Origin of the sequence: Actinomadura meridiana, from assembly GCF_039537545.1 — a bacterium.
GTDB classification, from domain to species: Bacteria; Actinomycetota; Actinomycetes; order Streptosporangiales; family Streptosporangiaceae; genus Spirillospora; species Spirillospora meridiana.
The window spans coordinates 802,207-822,511 of sequence record NZ_BAABAS010000004.1; the positions used below are offsets into that span (position 1 = coordinate 802,207).

Consider the following 20,305-nt stretch of genomic DNA (forward strand, 5'->3'; position numbering starts at 1 on the left):
GATTTATTGACGGCCGCCACGGCGCGTCCCGGCCGGGTCACTTTCAGGCGGGACTCCAGAGCGTGGGGGTGTCCTGAGGGGGCCAGTCGGCCTGCGAGGTGTGCCCCTGCCGGCACACGTAGGCCGCGCCCCCATGGGTCACCCTGTCGCCGGCGCGGTACCTGACGCCGACCGTCCACGCGGGAGAGTCGATCCCCCGCTGGGGCGGCGTGGTCCTGGGCGTGCCGCGTCCGGTAGTGGACGGCGACGAAGGCGAAGGCGTGGCACTGGACGCAGTGGGCGTGGTGGTGGTCGGCGTCTGCGATGGCGAAGCGGACTTCTTCTGCCCGACCCCGACCGGATCGTCCGACGACCCCGGGTTCTGTGTGGAAGACCCGCCCTCCGGGCCCGCGCCTGCCGTTCCCGTGGCGGGAGACGCGCCCGGCTTTCCGGACGACCGATCCGCGTACTCCACGGCCGCGTACCCCACCGCCAGCAGGAACACGATCGTGAGCACGGCGCCGAGCACCCCGTACCGTCGCCGCACGGGGGGCTTGACCGGAGGACGCGCGTGGGCCATCAGCCGACCCGCACTCGTTCGCGCACACCCGTCCCGCGCACCCGACCTCCCGTTACTCCCGCGGCCCGCAGTCGATTCCCCGGTGACAGCTGCCGAGCGCCGACAATAGTGACACAGTCCGCAAACCGTGTCATCCAGATGAACGGCGCCGGACTACCGAGGCAACCAGGGCCCCGCGCCGACCAACAACGAGGTACCCCCACGTCCGGTATGGAGTAGAAAAGGGCCATGATCGTTAATCGGCGGTCGAGCCGACGGTGGCACCGGGCCCGTCCACTGGTACCCCCCGCCCCGGCTCCGCCGGGCTCCTGGCGAAGCTGGTCGTCCCGCTCGGCGCCACCGTCCAGGTGCTGCTGCTTCCCCCGGGCAGGAACCCGACCATCGAAATCATCGGCCAGGCAGTCGTCTGCACCGCGGCCGCCGCGACAATGGCCTACACGGTCCTCCGCTTCGTCACAACAGAACGACGCCGCCCCTCATGAACACCCCGATTCCTTAGACTCCGGCGCACTCGTCCAGCGGATCCCTAGGATCGGGACATGGCCATTCAGCGGATGGACAATGTCGCCATCGTCGTGAACGATCTGGACGCCGCCGTCGCGTTCTTCACCGAGCTCGGGATGGAGCTGGAGGGGAAGGGGGAGATCGAAGGTCCCTTCGCGGACCAGACCGTCGGGCTGGACGGGGTCCGGACCGACATCGCGATGATGCGGACCCCGGACGGGCACAGCAAGCTGGAGCTGACGAAGTACCACGCCCCCGTGGCGATCGGGGCCGAGCCGCCGCAGCCGCCGCCCAACACGGTGGGCCTGCATCGCGTCATGTTCGCCGTAGACGACATCCACGACAGCATCGCCCGGCTGCGCCCCCACGGCGCCGAACTCCTCGGCGAGGTGGCGAACTACGAGAACGTCTACCTGCTCTGCTACCTACGCGGCCCCTCGGGCATCATCGTCGGCCTGGCCGAACAGACCGGGTGAGACACGGCCTTGATGCCGGGCCTCGTCGTCCGGTCGGGCCAGGGGTCGTTCGGTCTGGAAGGTGACGAAGGCTTCGGCGACCTGGGCCAGCCAGGTCGCGTCGCTGATCAGGTCGGTCTCCTGGCGGGCCTCGTCCTGGTCGGGGGGCGGCGGGGGCTCGCCGACGGCCGTCGTGCGCGCGTGGAGGGCGCCGGAGATGACGGCGGCCTCGACGGTGGCCTCGGCCTTGCCGCCGCCGACCTCGTCCGCCAGGCGCCGGGCCGCGTCACGGGCGTCCGAACTGTAGTAGGGGCGTAGCGCCAGGAGCCCGTCGTGGACCTCGATGACTCGTCGCTGGAGCCGGTAGCGCGGCCAGGCGGACGGTGACGCGGGCAACGCGATGTGCGGGAACACTTCGTGCAGGGCGTCCCAGAGGGGGTAGAGCCGCCGCAGGAGGCGCAGGTCCCGGGCCCAGCGCACGGGTGCGGCGAGCGCCGGGCCCCATGCGGGCAGGCTCATCCCGACGATGATCAGCAGTGCGGCCAGTGAGGGAAATCCGATCGCGAACGCACAACCCGCGGGCGTGAACACCGACGTGCAGGGCTCGTCATGGCCGGGGGTGGGCGAGGGCAGGCCCGCCGCCTGGGAAATGATGAACACCGTCCCCTCCGCGAGAGAGGCCAGTTCGATCGCCGCGCCGACGCCCACCGTCCGTAACCCGAGCCGCAGTGCGGGACGAGTGGCATGGCAGGCGAATCGCGCCGACAGAATCAGTAGGTCGATCATCGCGGAGCCGAATCCCGCCACGAAGATGAGGCTGTAGCCGACCAGTGCGGGACGCTCGGGATAGCGGTTGGCGAACTCGCCGACCGTGACCGGCAGGGGGCTGCTGAGGAACAGGACCGTCATCGTGACAATGCTGACGGAGAACAACACGACCCGTCTGCGGATCTTGGCTCTCGCGACCTCGGGGGAATGGCTGACGCTGAGCCGCTGCGACACGATGCCCAGGGCGGCCAGCAGCGCGCAGATATTCGACAGCAGTCGGCCGAGATTCGGGTAGAGCGTGTTCTCCAAATCCTGCGCGGTGTCGGACAGCAGGGCGAACGCGAGACCCAGCGTCGTCAGCAACAGGCATAACGCGCCCAGCCCCGGTTGCGATGATCCCCGTCGCAGATCCCGGCCCTTGCAGGCGGCTGAGACGAAGGCGGTGAACACGACGCTGAATAAGACGACGTTAATATGTCACCCCTGGGGAGAGTGGGCCGCCTGATGGAAATGTCCGGTGAGACATCACCCACCCGAGGTTCATATCGCGCGGCCGTTGCCCCAATTACCCTGAAGCCTCGTCAAAACCTTCGCGATCTCGGGATCGGTGGAGACTCCAGGGTTTCCGTGCCAGGCGCCGTCCCGGCACGCCGCGCGCAACATGACGAGCGTGGCGAAGTATTCGGCCTGCTGTTCCTGGACGTCGTTGTAGGCGGTTCGGCCCAGCATCGACTTGACCATGCCAGCGTCCAGCCCAGGAACCAGATATTCGGCGAGGTCGGTCGCTTGGAGCGCGCCACCTTTGTGCCCGCACAGCAGATGGCCGACCTCGTGCAGGAGCACATGTTCGCGGTGGTAACGGCTCGTTCCACCGACGGCGAAGACGTAGTCGGCGCCGTCGGTGGGGATGTACAGACCGCAGGGCCCGCCGGGAACGGCGGGGATCGGCGGCATCACCGTGAGCACCCGTCCGGTGTGTTCGGCGACGCGGGCACAGAACTCTTCCAGATCCCAGGGGACCGGCACGTCCAGAGCATCGACTAAAGCGCGACATCGTCGCCGCAGAGCACGTGTCAGCATGCTACCGCTCCCCCATTGAATCCCCGTGGCCCTGGGGGCACCCCGCCCTTGCCAGGCCGCTGACCATTCTAGGCGATAGAAGTCGATTCCCAGCCAGCTAATCTTGCCACAACCGTCCCGCCCGCCGCATCCGCCCTATTCGGCGGCCATGGGATTGTCCGGCTGTTGACGGCGTTGCCGCTCCAGCCGCGCGGTCGCCTCGATCAGGTCACTGATCATGCTCTGGGCACCGGGTGACAAGTCGAAGAAGGCTCGCATCTGGGCGCCCCGCACCCCCGTGTCGCGGAGCATGGCGAGGAGTTCGACCTGGTTCTCGATGACCTTGGACGCCTCGTCGTCGAAGAAGTAGGCGGGGTTAACCTCGAAGAAGGCGGCCAGCCCCTCCAGGACGCGTTTGGTGGGGTTGTTGTTCTTGCCGGTGCGCAGTCGCCACAACGTGTTGTGGGACACCTTCTCACCGGTGAGACCGGTGATCCCGTCGGCCGCCTCCTGCAAGGAGTAGGGGCCGCGTCCGGCCGGATGCACGGTGCGGAACAAGAAGCCGATCTTCTCGGCAAGCGAGAGCTCGGACGATTCGGCTCTGGTCTCGTTGTCGGGCGAACCGCTCCCTGCCACCCGATACTCCCTTCCGCTGTCGGATCGACACCCTGAATCACCCCGCTTCAACCGTTGACCGGAAGTGACCTGGTTGACACCACCTCAAGATCCTCCTTAGGATAACAATCACTTTTATGTGATATCAAACGCTGTAATCTCACCTCTATGTGACGATTCGGCGTCAGCAGACGGGGTTCGGGGGAGTCGTGGGACGTGGTGGACGTCCAGGGCCGGGCGGCGGGCCCGGCCACTCGGCACGTGTTGATGAGGGGAGCCGGTGAAGCATGCGGTGTTCGCTGTTGTCTCAGCTCGACCGTCCAGGTGTGACCAATGTTCACTGGATCGACCAGCGAATCCCACGGGAATGACGGGTCACTGAACGAGCCGCCAAGGCCCGGTGTCGCCGGGACGCTCGCCGAGTTCGTGGTCGAGCCGCCTCTCCGGGCCGAACTGGCTTCGTCCAGCTAGCAATTACTGAACGTCTACGGTGCGATCGGGGGGCGCCGTGTTCACTTCGCTGCGGGCTGTTTCTGCTGTGGCGCGTCCTGATGACGCGTGCACGGGGCCTTCTCATGCCCGGAGACGGGGAGACGCGTCGCATTCCGTCGGGTCATGGCGCCTGCGATCCCCTCCAATGTCATTGACATTTCAACTCGTCTCCCCGTCGTGCCAGCAGACCAGATTCAACGCCCAAGCCGGAAGGAATCCCACCGCGATGACAGTGCTCCCTGACGCGGCCCACGCCCTGCCCGCGCACCGAGGAAAGGCTGACGGGCTGCGGATCCTCGTCGTGGAGAACCACGTCGGCGAGGCCGCGACCCTGGTGCGGGGCCTGAGCCGGCACAGCCACCAGGTCGACAGCGTGCGCACGGGCGCCGATGCGCTCCGGCTGTTCGGCGACGCCGACCTCGTCCTCCTCGATCTCGAACTTCCCGACCTTGACGGCCTGGAGGTCTGTCGCAGCATCCGGGCCGCGGGCGACGTCCCGGTGATCGCGGTCACCGCCCTCGGCAGCGAACTCGACCGGGTCCTCGGCCTCCAGGCGGGCGCGGACGACTACCTCGTCAAGCCCTACGGGTTCCGCGAGCTGGTGGCCCGCATCGACGCGGTGATGCGCCGGGCGAAGCCCCGGCCCGTCTCCGGCGACTTAGCGAACGGGCGGCTCCGCATCGACTCGGCGGCCCGCCAGGTCACCGTGGACGGCGCGACCGTCGAGCTGACCCGCAAGGAGTTCGACCTGCTCTACCTGCTGGCCTCCCGGCCCGGCACCGTCATCACCCGCAAGCAGATCATCGCGCAGGTGTGGGGCGACTCGTGCTCCCGGCGCACGATCGACACCCACGTCAGCAGCCTGCGCGGCAAGCTCGGCGCCAGCGAGTGGATCCTGACCGTCCGGGGCGTCGGCTTCCGGCTGGGGCACGGTTGAAAATGGAACGGTTGAAAATGGAACGATCGAGCGGGGACGCGCGGCTGTGCGAGGGCGACGGCTGCGGGCGGCGCCTGACCGGGACGGGGCAGCGGCGGCGGCTGTGCCGTCCCTGCCTCGACACCCTGACCGGCCTGCTCGGGACGCTGCCCGCCCTCTACCGCGGCTGCGGTTCGGCGCTGGAGGTGGGGGCGGCGGCCGGGCTGCGGGAGAAGACCAGCGGCGGCCCGCTGCCCGGCCTCGCCCTGAACACGGCGGCGGTCGAGGCGCGCGCCGAGATCCTGGCCGTGCTGGCGTCCTGGAGCGGGCTCGTCGCGCAGCAGCGGCGGCTGCCCGCCCCGCGCCGGGACGTCGCGCTCCTCGCCCGCTTCCTGCTGGACCATGTCGACTGGCTGGCCGCGCATCCCGCCGCGGGCGAGCTGACGGCCGAGATCGCCCGGGTGGCGCGGTCCGCCCGCCGGACCGCGCACCGCGAACCGGTCCGGCGCATCGTCGTCGGCCCCTGCGCGGCCCCCGGCTGCGGCGGCGAGCTGACCGCGGCCATCCGGCCCGGCCACGGCACGCGCGTGCGGTGCGACGCCGACCCCGCGCACGCGTGGGACGGCCCCCAGTGGACGGGCCTCCGCCGCGAGATGGAGCCCGCCGCCCCCGAACGCTGGCTCACCGCGGCGGACATCTCCCGGCTGTGGCGGACGCCGTCCGGCACCGTCTACCGGCTGGCGAGCGAGCAGAAGTGGCGCCGCGTCACCCGGGCGGGCCGCACCTACTACGCCGAGAGCGACGTCCACGCCTGCTTCGCCCGCCGCGCCGAGAAAGGCGACCGGCCGCGGATTTGACGAGTCCCTGACATCCGCCTGGAAATCCGCGAACACAACCGTAGAACGCCTGCAGATCCCGCAACGTTTCTTTCTTTTCCGGTCTTGAGATCGGCTTTGCCGCCGAAGAATACTTGGGCCAAGGTCCGGTGCTCTGTCTTCGGAACCGCTTCCTGACTTCCTTCCCCCCTTTTGTGGTGCGCCGATCGCGCATGCCCGGGGGACGCCGTCGGCCGCGAGGTCAAAGAATGAGGAGGGCGTATGCACAGCAATCTGATAGTGGCCCGGATGGACCTGGGTTCGAGTGCTGAGGTGGCGCGGCTCTTCGCCGAATTCGACGCCACGGAGATGCCGCACCGGATGGGCACCCGCCGCCGTGAGCTGTTCACCTACAGGGGGCTGTACTTCCACCTCCAGGACTTCGACGGGCAGAACGGCGGCGACCGGATCGAGGAGGCGAAGACCGACCCGCGCTTCGTGCGGATCAGCGCCGACCTCAAGCCGTTCATCGAGGCCTACGACCCGGCCACGTGGCGGTCGCCCGCCGACGCGATGGCCAGCCGCTTCTACCACTGGGAGGCCGGGGAATGACCGACCGCCGCGTGGTCATCACGGGGGTGGAGGTGCTCGCCCCCGGCGGCCTCGGCCGGGACGCCTTCTGGTCGCTGCTGAGCGAGGGCCGCACCGCGACCCGGGGGATCACGTTCTTCGACCCGTCCCCGTTCCGGTCCCGGGTCGCGGCCGAGATCGACTTCGATCCGGAGGCTTACGGGCTCGGCCCGCAGGAGATCCGCCGGATGGACCGGGCCGCCCAGTTCGCCGTCGTCGCGGCGGGCGCCGCCGTGGCGGACAGCGGTCTCGACCTGGAGGGCCACGACCCGTACCGCGTCGGCGTGACGGTCGGCAGCGCGGTCGGCGCCACGATGGGCCTGGACCGGGAGTACCGGGTCGTCAGCGACGGCGGACGGCTCGACCTCGTCGACCACGAGTACGCGCTTCCGCACCTGTACGACTACTTCGTCCCGAGCTCGTTCGCGGCCGAGGTCGCCTGGACGGTCGGCGCCGAGGGCCCGAGCACCGTCGTGTCGACGGGATGCACCTCGGGCATCGACTCGATCGGCTACGCGGTCGACCTGATCCGCGAGGGCACCGCCGACGTGATGGTCGCCGGGTCGTCCGACGCGCCGATCTCCCCGATCACGATGGCCTGCTTCGACGCGATCAAGGCGACCACCCCGAGGCACGACGAGCCGGAGCGGGCGTCCCGGCCGTTCGACGGCACCCGCAACGGGTTCGTGCTGGGCGAGGGCGCGGCGTTCTTCGTCCTGGAGGAGCTGGGCAGCGCCCGCCGCCGCGGCGCCCACGTGTACGCCGAGGTCGCCGGGTACGCCACCCGCAGCAACGCCTACCACATGACGGGCCTGCGCCCGGACGGCCTGGAGATGGCCGAGGCCATCAGGACGGCCCTGGACGAGGCCCGCCTGGACCCGACGGCCATCGACTACGTCAACGCCCACGGTTCGGGCACCAAGCAGAACGACCGGCACGAGACCGCCGCGTTCAAGCGCAGCCTCGGCGAGCACGCCTACCGGACGCCTGTCAGCTCCATCAAGTCGATGGTCGGGCACTCGCTCGGCGCCATCGGCTCCATCGAAATCGCGGCGTCGGTCCTGGCCATGACCCACAACGTGGTGCCACCGACCGCCAACCTGCACACCCCGGACCCCGAATGCGATCTCGACTATGTCCCGCTCGTCGCCCGCGAGCACACCACCGATGCGGTCTTGAGCGTCGGCAGTGGGTTCGGGGGGTTCCAGAGCGCCATGGTGCTCGCCCGTCCGGAGAGGAGCGCCGCATGACAGCGTCGGCCGTGGTGACCGGGCTGGGCCTGGTCTCCCCCATCGGCCTCGGCGTCCAGGACTTCTGGTACTCCGCCCGGGTCGGCAAGAGCGGGATCGACAGGATCACCCGTTTCGACCCGTCGCGGTACCCGTCCCGGCTCGCCGGGGAGATCCACGACTTCAGCGCCGAGGACCATCTGCCGAACCGGCTGCTTCCGCAGACCGACCGGATGACGAGGCTCGCCCTGGTCGCCGCCGACTGGGCGCTGGCCGACGCCGGGGTTGTCCCCGGGGAGCTGCCCGCCTTCGACATGGGCGTGATGACGGCGAGCGCGTCCGGCGGCTTCGAGTTCGGGCAGGACGAGCTGCGACGGTTATGGAGCAAGGGCAGCGAGTACGTCAGCGCCTACCAGTCGTTCGCCTGGTTCTACGCGGTCAACAGCGGCCAGATCTCCATCCGCCAGGGCATGAAGGGCCCGAGCGGCGTGGTGGTCAGCGACCAGGCGGGCGGCCTGGACGCGCTCGCGCAGGCCCGGCGGCAGATCCGCAAGGGCACGCCGCTGATCGTCACCGGCGGCGTGGACGCCTCCCTGTGCCCGTGGGGCTGGGTCGCGCAGATGGCCGGGGGGCGGCTGACCACGGTCGACGACCCGTTCCGCGCCTACCTGCCGTTCGACCGGGACGCCTCGGGCCACGTGCCGGGTGAGGGCGGCGCGATCCTGATCCTGGAGGACGAGCACGCGGCGCGGGCGCGTGGCGCGAAGGTCTACGGCAGGGTCGCCGGGCACGGCGCCACCATCGACCCGAAGCCGGGCAGCGGGCAGGAGCCGGGGCTGCGCAAGGCCGTCGAGCTGGCGCTGGCCGACGCCGGGGTCCGTCCGGACGACGTCGACGTGGTCTTCGCCGACGCGGCCGCCGTCCCCGAACTGGACCGGGCGGAGGCCGCGGCGCTGCGCGCGGTCTTCGGCGAGGGCGGCGTCCCGGTGACGGCGCCCAAGACCATGACCGGCCGCCTGTACTCCGGTGCCGCGCCGCTCGACCTCGCGGCCGCTCTGCTCGCCATGGAGGAGGGCCTCATCCCGCCGACGGTGAACGTCGAGCCGCTCGACGAATACGGGCTGGACCTCGTCACCGACCAGCCCCGCACGGCGGAGGTGCGCACGGCCCTCGTCCTGGCGCGCGGCCACCTGGGCTTCAACTCCGCGGTCGTCCTGCGCGCCGCCGACTGACGGCACCGGCCCGCCGACCACGACGAGCCCCCTGACCACGACGAAAGGAACGGCTATGTCCAACGCATTCACCCTTGACGACCTCAAACGCATCCTGCGGGAGGCCGCCGGGGCCGACGAGTCCGTCGACCTGGACGGCGACATCACCGGCACGACGTTCGAGGCGCTCGGCTACGAGTCGCTCGCGCTGCTGGAGACCGGCAGCCGGATCGAGCGCGAGTACCGCGTCACGCTCGACGACGACCTGCTGGCCATCGAGCACACCCCGGCCGTGCTGGTGGAGGCCGTCAACGAGGCGCTCGCCGGATCCGCCGCGACCTGATGACCCGGCCCCGCGCGATCACGCTGGACGCCGCGGGCGTCGCCCTGTCCGCGCTGCTCAGCGAGCCGGAGGGGGGCACGCCGACCGCGACGGTGGTCGCGCTGCACGGGCTCGGGATGAGCGCGGGCTACTTCCACGGCCCCGCCCATCCGGACGTGTCGCTGCTGACGCTCGGCTCCCGGCTGGGCTTCTCGGTCCTGGCCGTCGACCGGCCGGGCTACGGGGCGTCCACCCGGCCGCTCCCCGACGGCCAGACCGTCGAGGAGCAGGCCGGCACGCTGCTGGCGGCGCTCGCCGCGTTCTCCGCCGAGCACGACACGGGAGCGGGCCTCTTCCTCCTGGGCCACTCGTTCGGGGGGAAGGTGGCGCTCACGGCGGCCCGGGACCTCGGCTCCGGCCTGCTGGGCGTCGACGTCTCGGGCTGCGGCCACCGCTACGCCGCCGACACCGGCGACCTCCGGCGCCGGGCGTGGCGCCGCAACTGGGGCCCGCTGCGCCTCTACCCGCCGGGGACGCTCAAGGGCAGCGAGGACATCGTCGCGCCGGTGCCCCCACGGGAGCTGGCGGACGTGCCGGGCTGGCCGACGGCCTTCCGGGACGTCGCGGCGGGCGTCCGCGTGCCGGTGCGCCTCACCTTCGCCGAGCACGAGTCGTGGTGGCACCACGACGAGCGGTCGGTCGCCGACCTGCGGACGTGGTTCACCTCGGCACCCCGGGTCGTCGTCGACCGGGTGCCGGACGGCGCCCACAACCTGAGCCTCGGCTGGACGGCCCGCGCCTACCATCTCGCGGCACTCGGATTCTTCGAGGCATGCCTGGCCCCGGCGCGGTGCGCGGGACGGGACGAATCATTTCTCTGACATTCCCCTGAAAGAGTGCACCATTAATTGAGGTTCGGCGCATTGAGGGCCCGGCGAATTTCGAAGAAGATGAACGACAGGGTCGGATAATTGTCTGTGAATGGAGTCGAGGAGATGTCAGGACAGAGGGTCGCGCTGATCACCGGCGCGACGAGCGGAATCGGCCTCGCCACCGCGCGGACGCTGGCCGGGCAGGGCCACCACGTGTTCGTCGGCGCCCGCAACGCCGAGAATGTCGCGCGGACCGTCAAGGAGCTGCGGGGCGAGGGCTTCGAGGCCGCGGGCACGGCCTTGGACGTGCGGTCCGACGAGGAGGTCGCGGCGTTCGTGGGCGCGGCGGTCAAGGCGCTCGGCCCGGTCGACGTCCTGGTCAACAACGCGGGCCGGTCGGGCGGCGGCGTGACCGCCGACATCGACGACGAGCTCTGGCAGGACGTCATCAACACCAACCTCAACAGCGTGTTCAGAACGACCCGCGCCGTTCTGAACGCGGGCGGCATGCGCGAGCGGGGCCACGGCCGGATCATCAACATCGCGTCCACCGCGGGCAAGCAGGGCGTGGTGCTGGGCGCGCCGTACTCGGCGTCCAAGCACGGTGTCGTCGGGTTCACCAAGGCGCTCGGCAACGAGCTGGCGCCCACCGGCATCACGGTCAACGCGGTCTGCCCCGGCTACGTGGAGACGCCGATGGCCCAGCGCGTCCGGGCCGGGTACGCCGCCGCCTACCAGACGACCGAGGACGCGATCCTGGAGAAGTTCCAGGCGAAGATCCCGCTCGGCCGCTACTCGACCCCCGAGGAGGTCGCCGGACTGGTCGGCTATCTGGCCTCCGACACCGCCGCCTCGATCACGTCCCAGGCGATCAACGTCTGCGGCGGCCTCGGCAACTTCTAGAGGAGACCGACCATGGACCAGAAGGGACCGCGGGAAGTGGAGCACGAGATCACGATCTCGGCTCCGGCCGCCGCCGTGTACCGGCTGCTCGCCGAGGTGGCGAACTGGCCCCGGATCTTCCCGCCCACCATCCACGTCGAGCAGCTCGAACGCGGCGCGGGCGACGAACGCATCCAGATCTGGGCGACCGCGAACGAGACCGCCAAGACCTGGACCTCCTACCGGACGCTGGACGCCGACGAACTGCGCATCACCTTCCGCCAGGAGGTGTCCGCGCCGCCGGTCGCCGCCATGGGCGGCACCTGGATCATCGAGCCGCTGTCGGAGACCGAGTCCCGGGTCCGGCTGCTGCACGACTACCGGGCGATCGACGACGACCCGGACGGCCTGGCCTGGATCGACCGGGCGGTCGACCGCAACTCCCGCTCGGAGCTGGCCGCGCTGAAGGACAACGTGGAGGCCGCGCACGCCGCCGAGGAGCTGACCTTCTCCTTCGAGGACTCCGTCCAGATCGACGGGTCGGCCAAGGACGTCTACGACTTCATCGACGAGGCGGACCGCTGGGCCGAGCGGCTGCCGCACGTGGCGACCGTCCGGCTGGAGGAGCCCTCCCCCGGGCTCCAGACCCTGGAGATGGACACCCGGGCCAAGGACGGCTCCACGCACACCACCAAGTCGTACCGCGTGTGCCTGCCCGCGCAGAAGATCGCGTACAAGCAGGTCACGTTGCCCGCCCTGTTGTCGCTGCACACCGGCTACTGGACGTTCCAGGAGAACGAGGGCGGTGTCCTGGCCTCGTCGCAGCACACTGTGGTGCTCAACCCGGCCAACATCGCCCGCGTCCTGGGTGAGAACGCGACGGTCGGCGACGCCCGCGAGTACGTCCACACGGCGCTCAGCACCAACAGCCTCGCCACACTCGGGCACGCGAAGACCCATGCGGAGGGCCACGCGGAGGGCGCGCGTCCGTGACGCTCGCCGCCGGGCCCGGCGAGGCGGACGTCTGGATCCTCCGCCGCCCCTGGACCGGCGGCCCCGAGCACGAACTCGACGACCGGGAGCGAAAGCGCGCCGGTGCCTTCGTCCACCCTCGGGACCGGGCCAGGTACGTGTCGGCGCACGTCGCGCTGCGCCGGATCCTGGCCCGGTACCTGGGCGTCGGCCCGGCGGACGTGCGGTTTGGCCGGGCACCCTGCCCGCGGTGCGCCGCGCCGCACGGGAGGCCGGTGGTGCTGGACGGGTCGCCGGGAAACGTCCCGCCGCCGCACTTCTCCCTGTCGCACGGGCATGGGGTGGCGCTGGTCGCGGTGGCTTCCGTCCCGGTCGGGGTGGACGTGCAGCGCGTCCCGTCCGCCGCGACCGTGGAGGTCTGCTCACCGCGCCTGCACGTCCGGGAGCGCGCGGACCTGGCCGGGGTGCCGCCCGAGCGGCGCCCCGCCGCGTTCGCCCGGCTGTGGACCCGCAAGGAGGCCTACCTCAAGGGCCTCGGGACCGGGCTCGGCCGTGGTCCGGCCGCCGACTACCTCGGCGACGGAGACGCGGCGGCGCGTCCCGATGGCTGGCTGGTGGACGATCTGCCCGCCGACCCCGGCTACGCCGCCGCGCTCGCGCTGCGCGGATCCGACGTTCACCGAGTCTCGCTGCGCGGGCTCCCCGAGGGGTGGACGCGGCACGCGGATCCGGCCGCCGTCGCGCGCCGGGAGGGCGACGTCATGATCGTTGACGACGGTTTCCCGAATGGGGTCGCCGAGCCGATCTGACGTTGTTCTGACGTCATCTTGGAAAACGACGTCGGCGGCTGTGGAATTCCTGACGAACTGCGGCTCGTTCTCAGGTTCACCCGCTTGAATCCGGCGCGGGCACCGAAGAACATTGATGTCATTGTCCGGTGCTCTGTATTCACCGGAATTAACAACTGAACTGCTCGTGACCGACCGGTGGGGGCGACGGTGGAGGCACAGGTCGTGGTGGTGGGCGCGGGCCCGGTGGGGCTGATGCTCGCCGGTGAGCTCCGGCTCGGCGGGGTGGACGTGGTGCTCCTGGAGCGCCTGCCGGCCCCGACCACCGAATCGCGGGCGTCGACCCTGCACGCGCGCACCATGGAGATCTTCGACCAGCGCGGGCTCCTCGACGCTCTGGGCCCGGTGCCCAACGACATGCGTGGGCACTTCGGCGGGATCGGCCTCGACTTCGGCGGGCTGGACAGCCGGTACCCGGGCCTGTGGAAGGTCCCGCAAGCCCGAACCGAACGGCTTCTCGGCGACTGGGCGACCGGTCTCGGCGCGGTCGTCCTGCGCGGCCACGAGCTGGTGGGCCTGCGGCAGACCGAGTCCGGGGTGGAGGTCGACGCAGTCGGGCCCGAGGGCGCGGTCCGGATCCGGGCCGCCTACCTGGTGGGATGCGACGGAGAGGGCAGCACCGTCCGCCGGCTCGCGGGCTTCCCCTTCCCAGGGGCGGACGCGACCCGCGAGCTGCTGCGCGCCGACGTGGCCGGGATCGACGTCCCCGACCGCCGGTTCGAACGCCACGAGCGCGGCCTCGCCATCGCCCACCGGCGGCCCGACGGCGTCACCCGGGTCATGGTGCACGAGTTCGGCGCGGACGCCGCGCCACGCACCGGCGACCCGGAGTTCGCGGAGGTCGCCGCCACGTGGGCGAGGGTCACCGGCGAGGACATCGGCGCGGGCGAGCCCATCTGGCTGAACGCCTTCGGCAACGCCCGCAGGCTCGCCGAGCGGTACCGCCTCGGCCGGGTGCTGCTCGCCGGGGACGCCGCCCACGCGCAGATGCCGGTCGGCGGCCAGGCCCTCAACCTGGGCCTCCAGGACGCCGTGAACCTGGGCTGGAAGCTGGCGGCGCGGATGCGCGGCTGGGCGCCGCCCGGCCTGCTCGACACCTACCACGACGAACGACACGCCGTCGGAAGCCGGGTGCTGGGCAACATCGAGGCGCAGGCCACGTTGCTGCTCGGCGGCCCGGAGGTGGAGCCCCTGCGCGGGGTCATGGCCGAGCTGTTCGGCCATGACGAGGTGGTCGGACGGCTGGCCGGGATGGTCAGCGGCCTGGACGTCCGCTACGCCGACGACGGCGCCGTCCCCCTGCTCGGGAGCCGGGTGCCGCACTGGGAGCTGACCACGGAGGACGGCCCGTCCAGCACCACGGAGCTGCTCCGCACCGGCCACGGCGTGCTGCTCGACCTCACCGCCGGACTGCCGCCCGGGACGGCCGCCGCCTGGGCGGACCGCGTCCGCACTGTGTCAGCCGAGGGCGACACGGACGTCCGCGCGGTCCTGCTCCGCCCGGACGGTCACGTCGCGTGGGTCGACGACGGGACGGCCGACCCGCACGCCGCGCTTCAGCGCTGGTTCGGCGCCCCGAACCCCTGACCTGGACAGGAGACCACTGATGGATGCCGCACTAGACGCCCCATTGGACACCGCACTGGACGCAGCGCTGGACGCCGAGGTCATCGTCGTCGGCGCCGGGCCGACCGGGCTGATGCTCGCGGGAGAGCTGCGCCTCGCCGGGGTCGAGGTCATCGTCCTGGACCGGCTGACCGAACCCACCACCGAATCGCGCGGGCTGGGCTTCACCCCACGGACCATGGAGGTGTTCGCGCAGCGCGGCCTCGTCGACAGGTTCGACGCGCTGGGCGCCCCCCTCGAGACCACCACCCGAGGCCACTTCGGCGGGCTGCCGCTGGACTTCGGAGTGTTCCCCGAGGCCCATCCGGCCGTCGTGGACCTGCCGCAGGTCCACACCGAGACGATGCTGCGCGGCTGGGTCGCCGACCTCGGTTGCGACCCGCGCCGCGGCCACACCGTCGTCGGCCTGACCGACACCGGCGACGCCGTGGAGGTCCAGATCGACGGGCCGGACGGACCGCTGACGCTGCGCGCACGGTACCTGGTCGGGTGCGACGGCGGCCGCAGCACGGTCCGCGAGCTGGCCGGTTTCGACTTCCCCGGCACCCCCGCCACCCTGGAACTGTTCCTCGCCGACGTGCGGGGCTGCGACATCCGGCCGCGCTTCATCGGCGAGTGGCTGCCCGGCGGCGTCGCGATGTCGGCCCGCATCGGCGACGGGATCGACCGGGTCGTGGTGTGCGAACGCGACATTCCCCCGCAGCGGCGCACCGCGCCGCCGACGTTCGACGAGGTCGCCGCCGGCTGGCAGCGGCTCACGGGCGAGGACATCAGCCAGGGCGAGGCGCTGTGGGTGAGCGCGTTCGGCGACGCCACCCGGCTGGCGACCGAGTACCGCCGGTCGCGGGTGCTGCTCGCTGGGGACGCCGCGCACGTCCACCTCCCGGCGGGCGGGCTCGGCATGAACACCGGTATCCAGGACGCCTTCAACCTCGGCTGGAAACTCGCCGCCGTGGTCCGCGGCCAGGCCCCGGACACGCTGCTCGACACCTACCACGACGAACGGCACGCGGTGGGCAGTCGGCTGCTCGACAACACCCGTGCCCAAGGGCTCCTGTTCCTGGGCGGTTCCGCGATGCAGCCGCTCCGCGACGTGATGGGCGAACTCACCGAACACGACGTCGTCCACCGGCACCTGGCCGGAATGGTCAGCGGGCTGGAGATCCGCTACCCGATGGGCGACGGCGACCATCCGCTGCTGGGGCTACGTATGCCGGATCTGGAACTCGCCATGGAGGAGGGAACGACCACGGCCTTCCCGCTCCTACGCGGCGGGCGCGGGCTCGTCCTCGACCTTGCCCACGACGAGTCGGTCCGGCGGTCCGCGCGGCCATGGGCCGACCGGGTGGACGTGGTGACCGCCAAGCCCGCCGCCGACGCCGGGTTCCCGCAGGCGGACGCCGTCCTGGTGCGCCCGGACGGGCACGTGGCCTGGGCCGCGCCCGGCGCGCGGGACGACCTGACCGACGCCCTGGCCCGCTGGTTCGGCCCCCCGGCCGTCCCCGCGAACTGAGGCCGAGGGAGGACGACTCACATGCCACACGACGCGGACACACTGCACCTGCTCGTCGACCGGATCGGCGTCCAGGATCTCGTCGACCGCTATCTGGCCGGGCTGGACGAGGCCGAGTTCGACGACACCTGGGCACGGTCGGTCTTCACCGAGGACGGCAGGTTCGAGTTCCCGATGGGCGGTCATGACGGCGTGCCCGGCATGGCCGAGTTCACCGCCGCGATGATGGGCAAGTGGCGTCGGACCCACCATGTCGCCGCAGGCCACGCCGTCGAAATCGACGGCGACCGGGCACGGGTGCGGGGAAACCTGATCGCCACCCACCTGCACCGCGACGAGACGCCCGAGCCCTTCCAGGTCGGCGACCGCTTCGAGGGCGAGGCGGTCCGGACCGACGCGGGCTGGCGCTTCGAACGGCTCGCGTTCGAGGTGGTCTGGTCCCGCGGCACTCCCCCGGGACGCGCCAGCGACTCCGACAGCGCCGTCCACGACAGCTAGGGACTCCACATGCGGATTCTTTTCGCGGTCGCACCCCTGACCGCCCATCTGTACCCCAGCGTCCCGCTGGCATGGGCGTTGCAGAGCGCCGGTCACGAGGTGCGGGTGGCCAGCAACGACGGTCTGGTCGAGCAGATCACGGCGACCGGGCTCACGGCGGTCGGGCTCGGCGAACCGACGTCCCCGCCGACGGTCACCGACGCGGAACTCGACCGCTTCAGCGACGCACTCGGCTTCCCTGCCGGTTCCGAGTTCGCCCAGCTCTGGCGGGCGACCCGCTACTACATGGCGGCCGCGTACAAGCGGTACCACCCGGACGAGGACGGACGGCAGGAACTCGCCGCCGCCCTCGTCGCCGCCGCCCGGACCTGGCGTCCCGACCTGGTGATCTGGGATCCGGCCTGCCCGGCGGGGTCGGTCGCGGCCCGCGAGTGCGGCGCCGCGTCCGCCCGGATGATGTGGGGCCCCGACTACTCCGGCTGGGTCCGTCGGCGCTTCGCCGAACGCGTCGCCGACCCCGCGTCCGGGGTGACCGCCGACCAGGACCCCCTGGCCGCGCTCCAGGCACCGGTGTTCGAGCCGTTCGGCCATGAGTTCGATGACGACCTGCTGTTCGGAGACTTCACCGTCGACCCGATGCCCCCGCAGCTGCCCACTCCTGACGGGCTGCGCCGGATCCCCATGCGGTGGGTGCCGTACACCGGCGCCGCCCCGGTTCCGGAGTGGTTGCGGCGGCCGTCGTCGCGGCCCCGGGTGTGCCTGTCGCTGGGCGTCACCGGACGCACGGTCCACGACGGCCCGGACGCCCGGGTCATGGCGACCTTCGAGGCGGTCGCGGACATGGACGTCGAGGTGGTCGCCACGGTCAACGCCGACCAGCTGGGCGGCGACACGGCGCGCATCCCCGCCAACGTGCGGATCTTCGACTACCTGCCGCTCACCCAGGTCATGCCGACCTGCGCGGCGGTCGTCCACCACGGCGGCTTCGGCACGTTCTTCGCCGCGGCCGCGCACCGGGTACCCCAAATGATCATCATGGAGGAGCTGGGCAGCGCGCTGAACAGCACCCGCTACCTGAAGTCGAGGGGCGCGGGCGTGGTGCTGAACAGCGGCGACCTGACCGCCGCGCGCGTACGCGACGAGCTGTCCAGGATGCTGACCGAGCCGTCGTTCCAGCGGGGGGCCGCCGCCGTGCACGCGGACATGTCCGCCGCCCCCGGCCCCGGCGAGATCGTCCCGGTGCTGGAACGGATGGCCGCGCAGTTCCGCCGCCGGGACTGAGCCGGACATGGACGTAACAGAAACCCGGGTGCCGGGAGCGTTCGTGTTCACTCCCAAGCTGATCTCCGACGAGCGGGGCGCGTTCTTCGAGGCATTCCGCGCCGAGGAGGTGGAGGCGGTCACCGGGCAGCCGTTCCGGCCAGCGCAGATCAACTATTCCATGTCGCGGCGAAATACCCTTCGCGGCCTCCACGGGGTCGCCGTCCCGCCGGGGCAGACCAAGTACGTCACCTGCGTGCGCGGGGCGCTCCGCGACATCGTCGTCGACCTGCGGGTGGGTTCGCCCACCTTCGGCGCCTACCACGTGAACCTCTTGGACGCCGAGTCCGGACGGTCCGTGTACATCCCGGAAGGCGTGGCACACGGATTCCTGTCGCTCACCGACGACGCATGTATCTGTTACGTAGTCTCGACGCGATATGTGCCCGGCACGCAGATCGACATCAACCCGCTCGACCCCGTCCTGGCGCTCCCCTGGGGGTTCAGCGAAAAACCACTTATGTCGGAAAAGGATGCGAATGCACCCGGGGTACATTCCGCGATCGACTCGGGGTCGCTCGCAGAGTGGCAAAAGACGCTGAGCCCGACTGACGGCGGGCCCTAGGGTTCCAGGGTTCCGTCATTCACCAGACAACGCAGGGGGATTTATTGGGTACCGACGTCGGTTCGGTAGCTGCACCGCAGGCGACCCGACGGGAATGGCTGGGGCTGGCTGTCCTGGCGCTCCCCACCATGCTCATCGCGATGGACCTGACGGTGCTGCACCTGGCGCTGCCCACGCTCACCGCCGACCTGCGTCCCGGCAACACCGAGCTGCTGTGGATCGTGGACGTCTACGGGTTCCTCATCGCCGGGTTCCTCATCCCCGTGGGCGCGATCGGCGACCGGATCGGACGGCGGCGGCTGCTTCTCATCGGCGCGGTCGCGTTCGCGGTGGCCTCCGCGCTGTCGGCGTTCGCGGTCGACCCGACGATGCTCATCGCGTCCAGGGCGTTGCTCGGCATCGCGGGCTCCACGCTGATGCCGTCCACGCTCTCCCTGATCCGGATCATGTTCCAGGACCCGCGGCAGCAGGGCGCCGCGATCGGTGCCTGGACGGGCTTCTTCGCCCTCGGCATGGTGATCGGGCCGCTGGTCGGCGGCACGTTCCTGGAATGGTTCTGGTGGGGCTCGGTCTTCCTGATCGGCGTTCCGGTGATGATTCTGCTGATCATCCTCGGGCCGATCCTGTTGCCCGAATACCGGGACCGCTCGGTCGCGCGTCCGGACGCCGTCAGCACGATCCTGTCCGTCCTCGGGATGCTCACCCTGATCTTCGGCCTCAAGCGCGTCGCCGCGGACGGCCTGACCCTGGAGTCGAGCGCCGGGATCGTCATCGGCCTCGCGCTGGGAGCCCTGTTCGTCTCGCGGCAGCGCAAACTCCGGCAGCCGCTGGTCGACCTCGCGCTGTTCCGCAACGGCATGTTCGTCACCGCGCTCGGCATGCTGCTGCTCGCGACCTCGCTCAACGCCGGGGCGCAGTTCCTCGTCCTCCAGTACCTCCAGCTCGTGCGCGGCCTGTCCCCGATCCAGGCCGGGCTGTGGTCGCTGCCGATCACGGTGGGCGTCACGATCGGCGCCATGGCGGGGCCAGCGCTCGCCCAGCGGATGAAACTGAGCACCCTGCTCTGCGGGGGCATGGTGGTCTCCGGGCTCGGCATGGTGGTGCTGGCCCGCGTCGACGGCCCGTCCGACCTCTACCTCGCGGTGGGCGGGACGGCCGTCATCGGCCTCGGGATCGGCCCGATGATCTCGCTGGGCACCGGGCTGATCGTGCAGGCCGCGCCGCCCGAGCGGGCCGGTGCCGCGGCCGCGATGGCCTCGACCGGCTCCGAACTCGGCAGCGCGCTCGGGATCGCGGCGATCGGCAGCGTCGCCTTCGCCGTGTACCGGGGCGACCTGTCCGACCGGCTCCCGCCGGGGCTGCCCGCCCCGGTCGGCGAGGCGGCCAAGGACACGCTCGCCGCCGCGGTGGACGTCGCCCGCACGCTGTCGGCCGCCGACGAGACCCGGCTGCTGGCGGTGGCCCGCGACGCGTTCGTGAACGGCCTGCAAACGATCGCGATCGCCGGTGCGGTGCTCGCCGCGCTGCTGGCCGTCGCGGCCGCGACCCTGATGCGCAACGCCCAGATGCCGGGCGCGCCCGCCGGTCCGGAGACGGACGGTGCGCCGAAGCCCTTAGAGAAGGCGGACGACTGA

The 20,305-nt window shown here is 71.2% G+C and carries 22 protein-coding genes; 18 read left to right on the forward strand and 4 right to left on the reverse strand.

Annotated features, from left to right (window positions below):
* Positions 1 to 43: 43 nt before the first annotated feature.
* Positions 44 to 526, reverse strand: coding sequence for a carbohydrate-binding protein (locus ABD808_RS07835; protein WP_344892061.1), 483 nt, complete (start codon positions 524 to 526; stop codon positions 44 to 46).
* A gap of 290 nt (positions 527 to 816) precedes the next feature.
* Between ABD808_RS07835 and ABD808_RS07840 the strand changes: the two genes are divergently transcribed.
* Both ABD808_RS07840 and ABD808_RS07845 read left to right on the forward strand, forming a co-directional pair.
* The gene (locus ABD808_RS07840; protein WP_344892064.1) at positions 817 to 1,041 is read left to right on the forward strand and encodes a hypothetical protein; all 225 of its coding nucleotides are present in this window, start codon (positions 817 to 819) and stop codon (positions 1,039 to 1,041) included.
* Between the two features lie 72 nt (positions 1,042 to 1,113).
* Positions 1,114 to 1,539, forward strand: coding sequence for a VOC family protein (locus ABD808_RS07845; RefSeq protein WP_344892901.1), 426 nt, complete (start codon positions 1,114 to 1,116; stop codon positions 1,537 to 1,539).
* Here ABD808_RS07845 and ABD808_RS07850 read toward each other — a convergent pair.
* From ABD808_RS07850 to ABD808_RS07860, 3 genes are all read right to left on the reverse strand, one after another.
* Entirely contained in the window at positions 1,489 to 2,736 is a 1,248-nt protein-coding gene (locus ABD808_RS07850; protein WP_344892067.1) for an MAB_1171c family putative transporter, read from the reverse strand. The genes ABD808_RS07845 and ABD808_RS07850 overlap by 51 nt on opposite strands.
* A gap of 90 nt (positions 2,737 to 2,826) precedes the next feature.
* Positions 2,827 to 3,312 carry a hypothetical protein gene (locus ABD808_RS07855; protein WP_344892070.1) on the reverse strand — a complete coding sequence of 162 codons (486 nt, stop codon included), beginning with the start codon at positions 3,310 to 3,312 and terminating at the stop codon, positions 2,827 to 2,829.
* Between the two features lie 189 nt (positions 3,313 to 3,501).
* Positions 3,502 to 3,981: an XRE family transcriptional regulator gene (locus ABD808_RS07860; protein ID WP_344892073.1), complete on the reverse strand. Its 480-nt coding sequence runs from the start codon at positions 3,979 to 3,981 to the stop codon at positions 3,502 to 3,504.
* 697 nt (positions 3,982 to 4,678) lie between these two features.
* Here ABD808_RS07860 and ABD808_RS07865 point away from each other — a divergent pair.
* The 16 genes from ABD808_RS07865 to ABD808_RS07940 all read left to right on the forward strand — a co-directional run bounded on the left by ABD808_RS07865 (position 4,679) and on the right by ABD808_RS07940 (position 20,305).
* Entirely contained in the window at positions 4,679 to 5,389 is a 711-nt protein-coding gene (locus ABD808_RS07865; protein ID WP_344892076.1) for a response regulator transcription factor, read from the forward strand.
* A gap of 17 nt (positions 5,390 to 5,406) precedes the next feature.
* Positions 5,407 to 6,225 (forward strand): hypothetical protein, encoded by an 819-nt coding sequence (locus ABD808_RS07870; protein WP_344892079.1) that lies wholly within the window; start codon positions 5,407 to 5,409, stop codon positions 6,223 to 6,225.
* A 240-nt stretch (positions 6,226 to 6,465) separates the two neighbouring features.
* Positions 6,466 to 6,795 (forward strand): TcmI family type II polyketide cyclase, encoded by a 330-nt coding sequence (locus ABD808_RS07875; RefSeq protein ID WP_344892082.1) that lies wholly within the window; start codon positions 6,466 to 6,468, stop codon positions 6,793 to 6,795.
* On the forward strand, positions 6,792 to 8,063 hold the full coding sequence (locus tag ABD808_RS07880) for a beta-ketoacyl-[acyl-carrier-protein] synthase family protein (RefSeq protein ID WP_344892085.1): 1,272 nt from the start codon (positions 6,792 to 6,794) through the stop codon (positions 8,061 to 8,063). Before ABD808_RS07875 ends, ABD808_RS07880 begins: the two co-directional genes overlap by 4 nt.
* Positions 8,060 to 9,274, forward strand: coding sequence for a ketosynthase chain-length factor (locus ABD808_RS07885; RefSeq protein WP_344892088.1), 1,215 nt, complete (start codon positions 8,060 to 8,062; stop codon positions 9,272 to 9,274). The genes ABD808_RS07880 and ABD808_RS07885 overlap by 4 nt, the downstream gene beginning before the upstream one ends.
* A 55-nt stretch (positions 9,275 to 9,329) precedes the next feature.
* Positions 9,330 to 9,596 carry an acyl carrier protein gene (locus ABD808_RS07890; RefSeq protein WP_344892091.1) on the forward strand — a complete coding sequence of 89 codons (267 nt, stop codon included), beginning with the start codon at positions 9,330 to 9,332 and terminating at the stop codon, positions 9,594 to 9,596.
* The gene (locus tag ABD808_RS07895) at positions 9,596 to 10,456 is read left to right on the forward strand and encodes an alpha/beta hydrolase (protein WP_344892094.1); all 861 of its coding nucleotides are present in this window, start codon (positions 9,596 to 9,598) and stop codon (positions 10,454 to 10,456) included. The genes ABD808_RS07890 and ABD808_RS07895 overlap by 1 nt, the downstream gene beginning before the upstream one ends.
* A 114-nt stretch (positions 10,457 to 10,570) precedes the next feature.
* A complete protein-coding gene (fabG, locus tag ABD808_RS07900; RefSeq protein WP_344892097.1) occupies positions 10,571 to 11,350 on the forward strand; it encodes a 3-oxoacyl-ACP reductase FabG in 780 nt (259 codons plus the stop codon).
* Positions 11,351 to 11,362: 12 nt separating this feature from the next.
* The gene (locus ABD808_RS07905) at positions 11,363 to 12,322 is read left to right on the forward strand and encodes an aromatase/cyclase (RefSeq protein ID WP_344892100.1); all 960 of its coding nucleotides are present in this window, start codon (positions 11,363 to 11,365) and stop codon (positions 12,320 to 12,322) included.
* Entirely contained in the window at positions 12,319 to 13,110 is a 792-nt protein-coding gene (locus tag ABD808_RS07910; protein ID WP_344892103.1) for a 4'-phosphopantetheinyl transferase family protein, read from the forward strand. Before ABD808_RS07905 ends, ABD808_RS07910 begins: the two co-directional genes overlap by 4 nt.
* A 189-nt stretch (positions 13,111 to 13,299) precedes the next feature.
* Positions 13,300 to 14,736 (forward strand): FAD-dependent monooxygenase, encoded by a 1,437-nt coding sequence (locus ABD808_RS07915; protein WP_344892106.1) that lies wholly within the window; start codon positions 13,300 to 13,302, stop codon positions 14,734 to 14,736.
* A 19-nt stretch (positions 14,737 to 14,755) separates the two neighbouring features.
* Positions 14,756 to 16,288: an FAD-dependent monooxygenase gene (locus ABD808_RS07920; protein ID WP_344892109.1), complete on the forward strand. Its 1,533-nt coding sequence runs from the start codon at positions 14,756 to 14,758 to the stop codon at positions 16,286 to 16,288.
* Between the two features lie 21 nt (positions 16,289 to 16,309).
* Positions 16,310 to 16,786: a nuclear transport factor 2 family protein gene (locus tag ABD808_RS07925; RefSeq protein ID WP_344892112.1), complete on the forward strand. Its 477-nt coding sequence runs from the start codon at positions 16,310 to 16,312 to the stop codon at positions 16,784 to 16,786.
* Between the two features lie 9 nt (positions 16,787 to 16,795).
* Positions 16,796 to 18,067: a nucleotide disphospho-sugar-binding domain-containing protein gene (locus ABD808_RS07930; protein WP_344892115.1), complete on the forward strand. Its 1,272-nt coding sequence runs from the start codon at positions 16,796 to 16,798 to the stop codon at positions 18,065 to 18,067.
* A 7-nt stretch (positions 18,068 to 18,074) separates the two neighbouring features.
* Positions 18,075 to 18,671, forward strand: a complete 597-nt coding sequence (locus ABD808_RS07935; protein WP_344892118.1) for a dTDP-4-dehydrorhamnose 3,5-epimerase family protein — start codon at positions 18,075 to 18,077, stop codon at positions 18,669 to 18,671.
* Between the two features lie 128 nt (positions 18,672 to 18,799).
* The gene (locus ABD808_RS07940) at positions 18,800 to 20,305 is read left to right on the forward strand and encodes an MFS transporter (RefSeq protein WP_425548903.1); all 1,506 of its coding nucleotides are present in this window, start codon (positions 18,800 to 18,802) and stop codon (positions 20,303 to 20,305) included.

Coding starts and splice junctions, on each gene's coding strand:
- ABD808_RS07920 (WP_344892109.1), top strand. CDS start 14,756: ATGGATGCCGCACTAGACGCCCCATTGGACACCGCACTGGACGCAGCG.
- ABD808_RS07935 (WP_344892118.1), top strand. CDS start 18,075: ATGGACGTAACAGAAACCCGGGTGCCGGGAGCGTTCGTGTTCACTCCC.
- ABD808_RS07880 (WP_344892085.1), top strand. CDS start 6,792: ATGACCGACCGCCGCGTGGTCATCACGGGGGTGGAGGTGCTCGCCCCC.
- ABD808_RS07930 (WP_344892115.1), top strand. CDS start 16,796: ATGCGGATTCTTTTCGCGGTCGCACCCCTGACCGCCCATCTGTACCCC.
- ABD808_RS07885 (WP_344892088.1), top strand. CDS start 8,060: ATGACAGCGTCGGCCGTGGTGACCGGGCTGGGCCTGGTCTCCCCCATC.
- ABD808_RS07940 (WP_425548903.1), top strand. CDS start 18,800: ATGCTCATCGCGATGGACCTGACGGTGCTGCACCTGGCGCTGCCCACG.
- ABD808_RS07905 (WP_344892100.1), top strand. CDS start 11,363: ATGGACCAGAAGGGACCGCGGGAAGTGGAGCACGAGATCACGATCTCG.
- ABD808_RS07890 (WP_344892091.1), top strand. CDS start 9,330: ATGTCCAACGCATTCACCCTTGACGACCTCAAACGCATCCTGCGGGAG.
- ABD808_RS07925 (WP_344892112.1), top strand. CDS start 16,310: ATGCCACACGACGCGGACACACTGCACCTGCTCGTCGACCGGATCGGC.
- ABD808_RS07870 (WP_344892079.1), top strand. CDS start 5,407: ATGGAACGATCGAGCGGGGACGCGCGGCTGTGCGAGGGCGACGGCTGC.
- ABD808_RS07865 (WP_344892076.1), top strand. CDS start 4,679: ATGACAGTGCTCCCTGACGCGGCCCACGCCCTGCCCGCGCACCGAGGA.
- ABD808_RS07875 (WP_344892082.1), top strand. CDS start 6,466: ATGCACAGCAATCTGATAGTGGCCCGGATGGACCTGGGTTCGAGTGCT.
- ABD808_RS07895 (WP_344892094.1), top strand. CDS start 9,596: ATGACCCGGCCCCGCGCGATCACGCTGGACGCCGCGGGCGTCGCCCTG.
- fabG (WP_344892097.1), top strand. CDS start 10,571: ATGTCAGGACAGAGGGTCGCGCTGATCACCGGCGCGACGAGCGGAATC.
- ABD808_RS07845 (WP_344892901.1), top strand. CDS start 1,114: ATGGACAATGTCGCCATCGTCGTGAACGATCTGGACGCCGCCGTCGCG.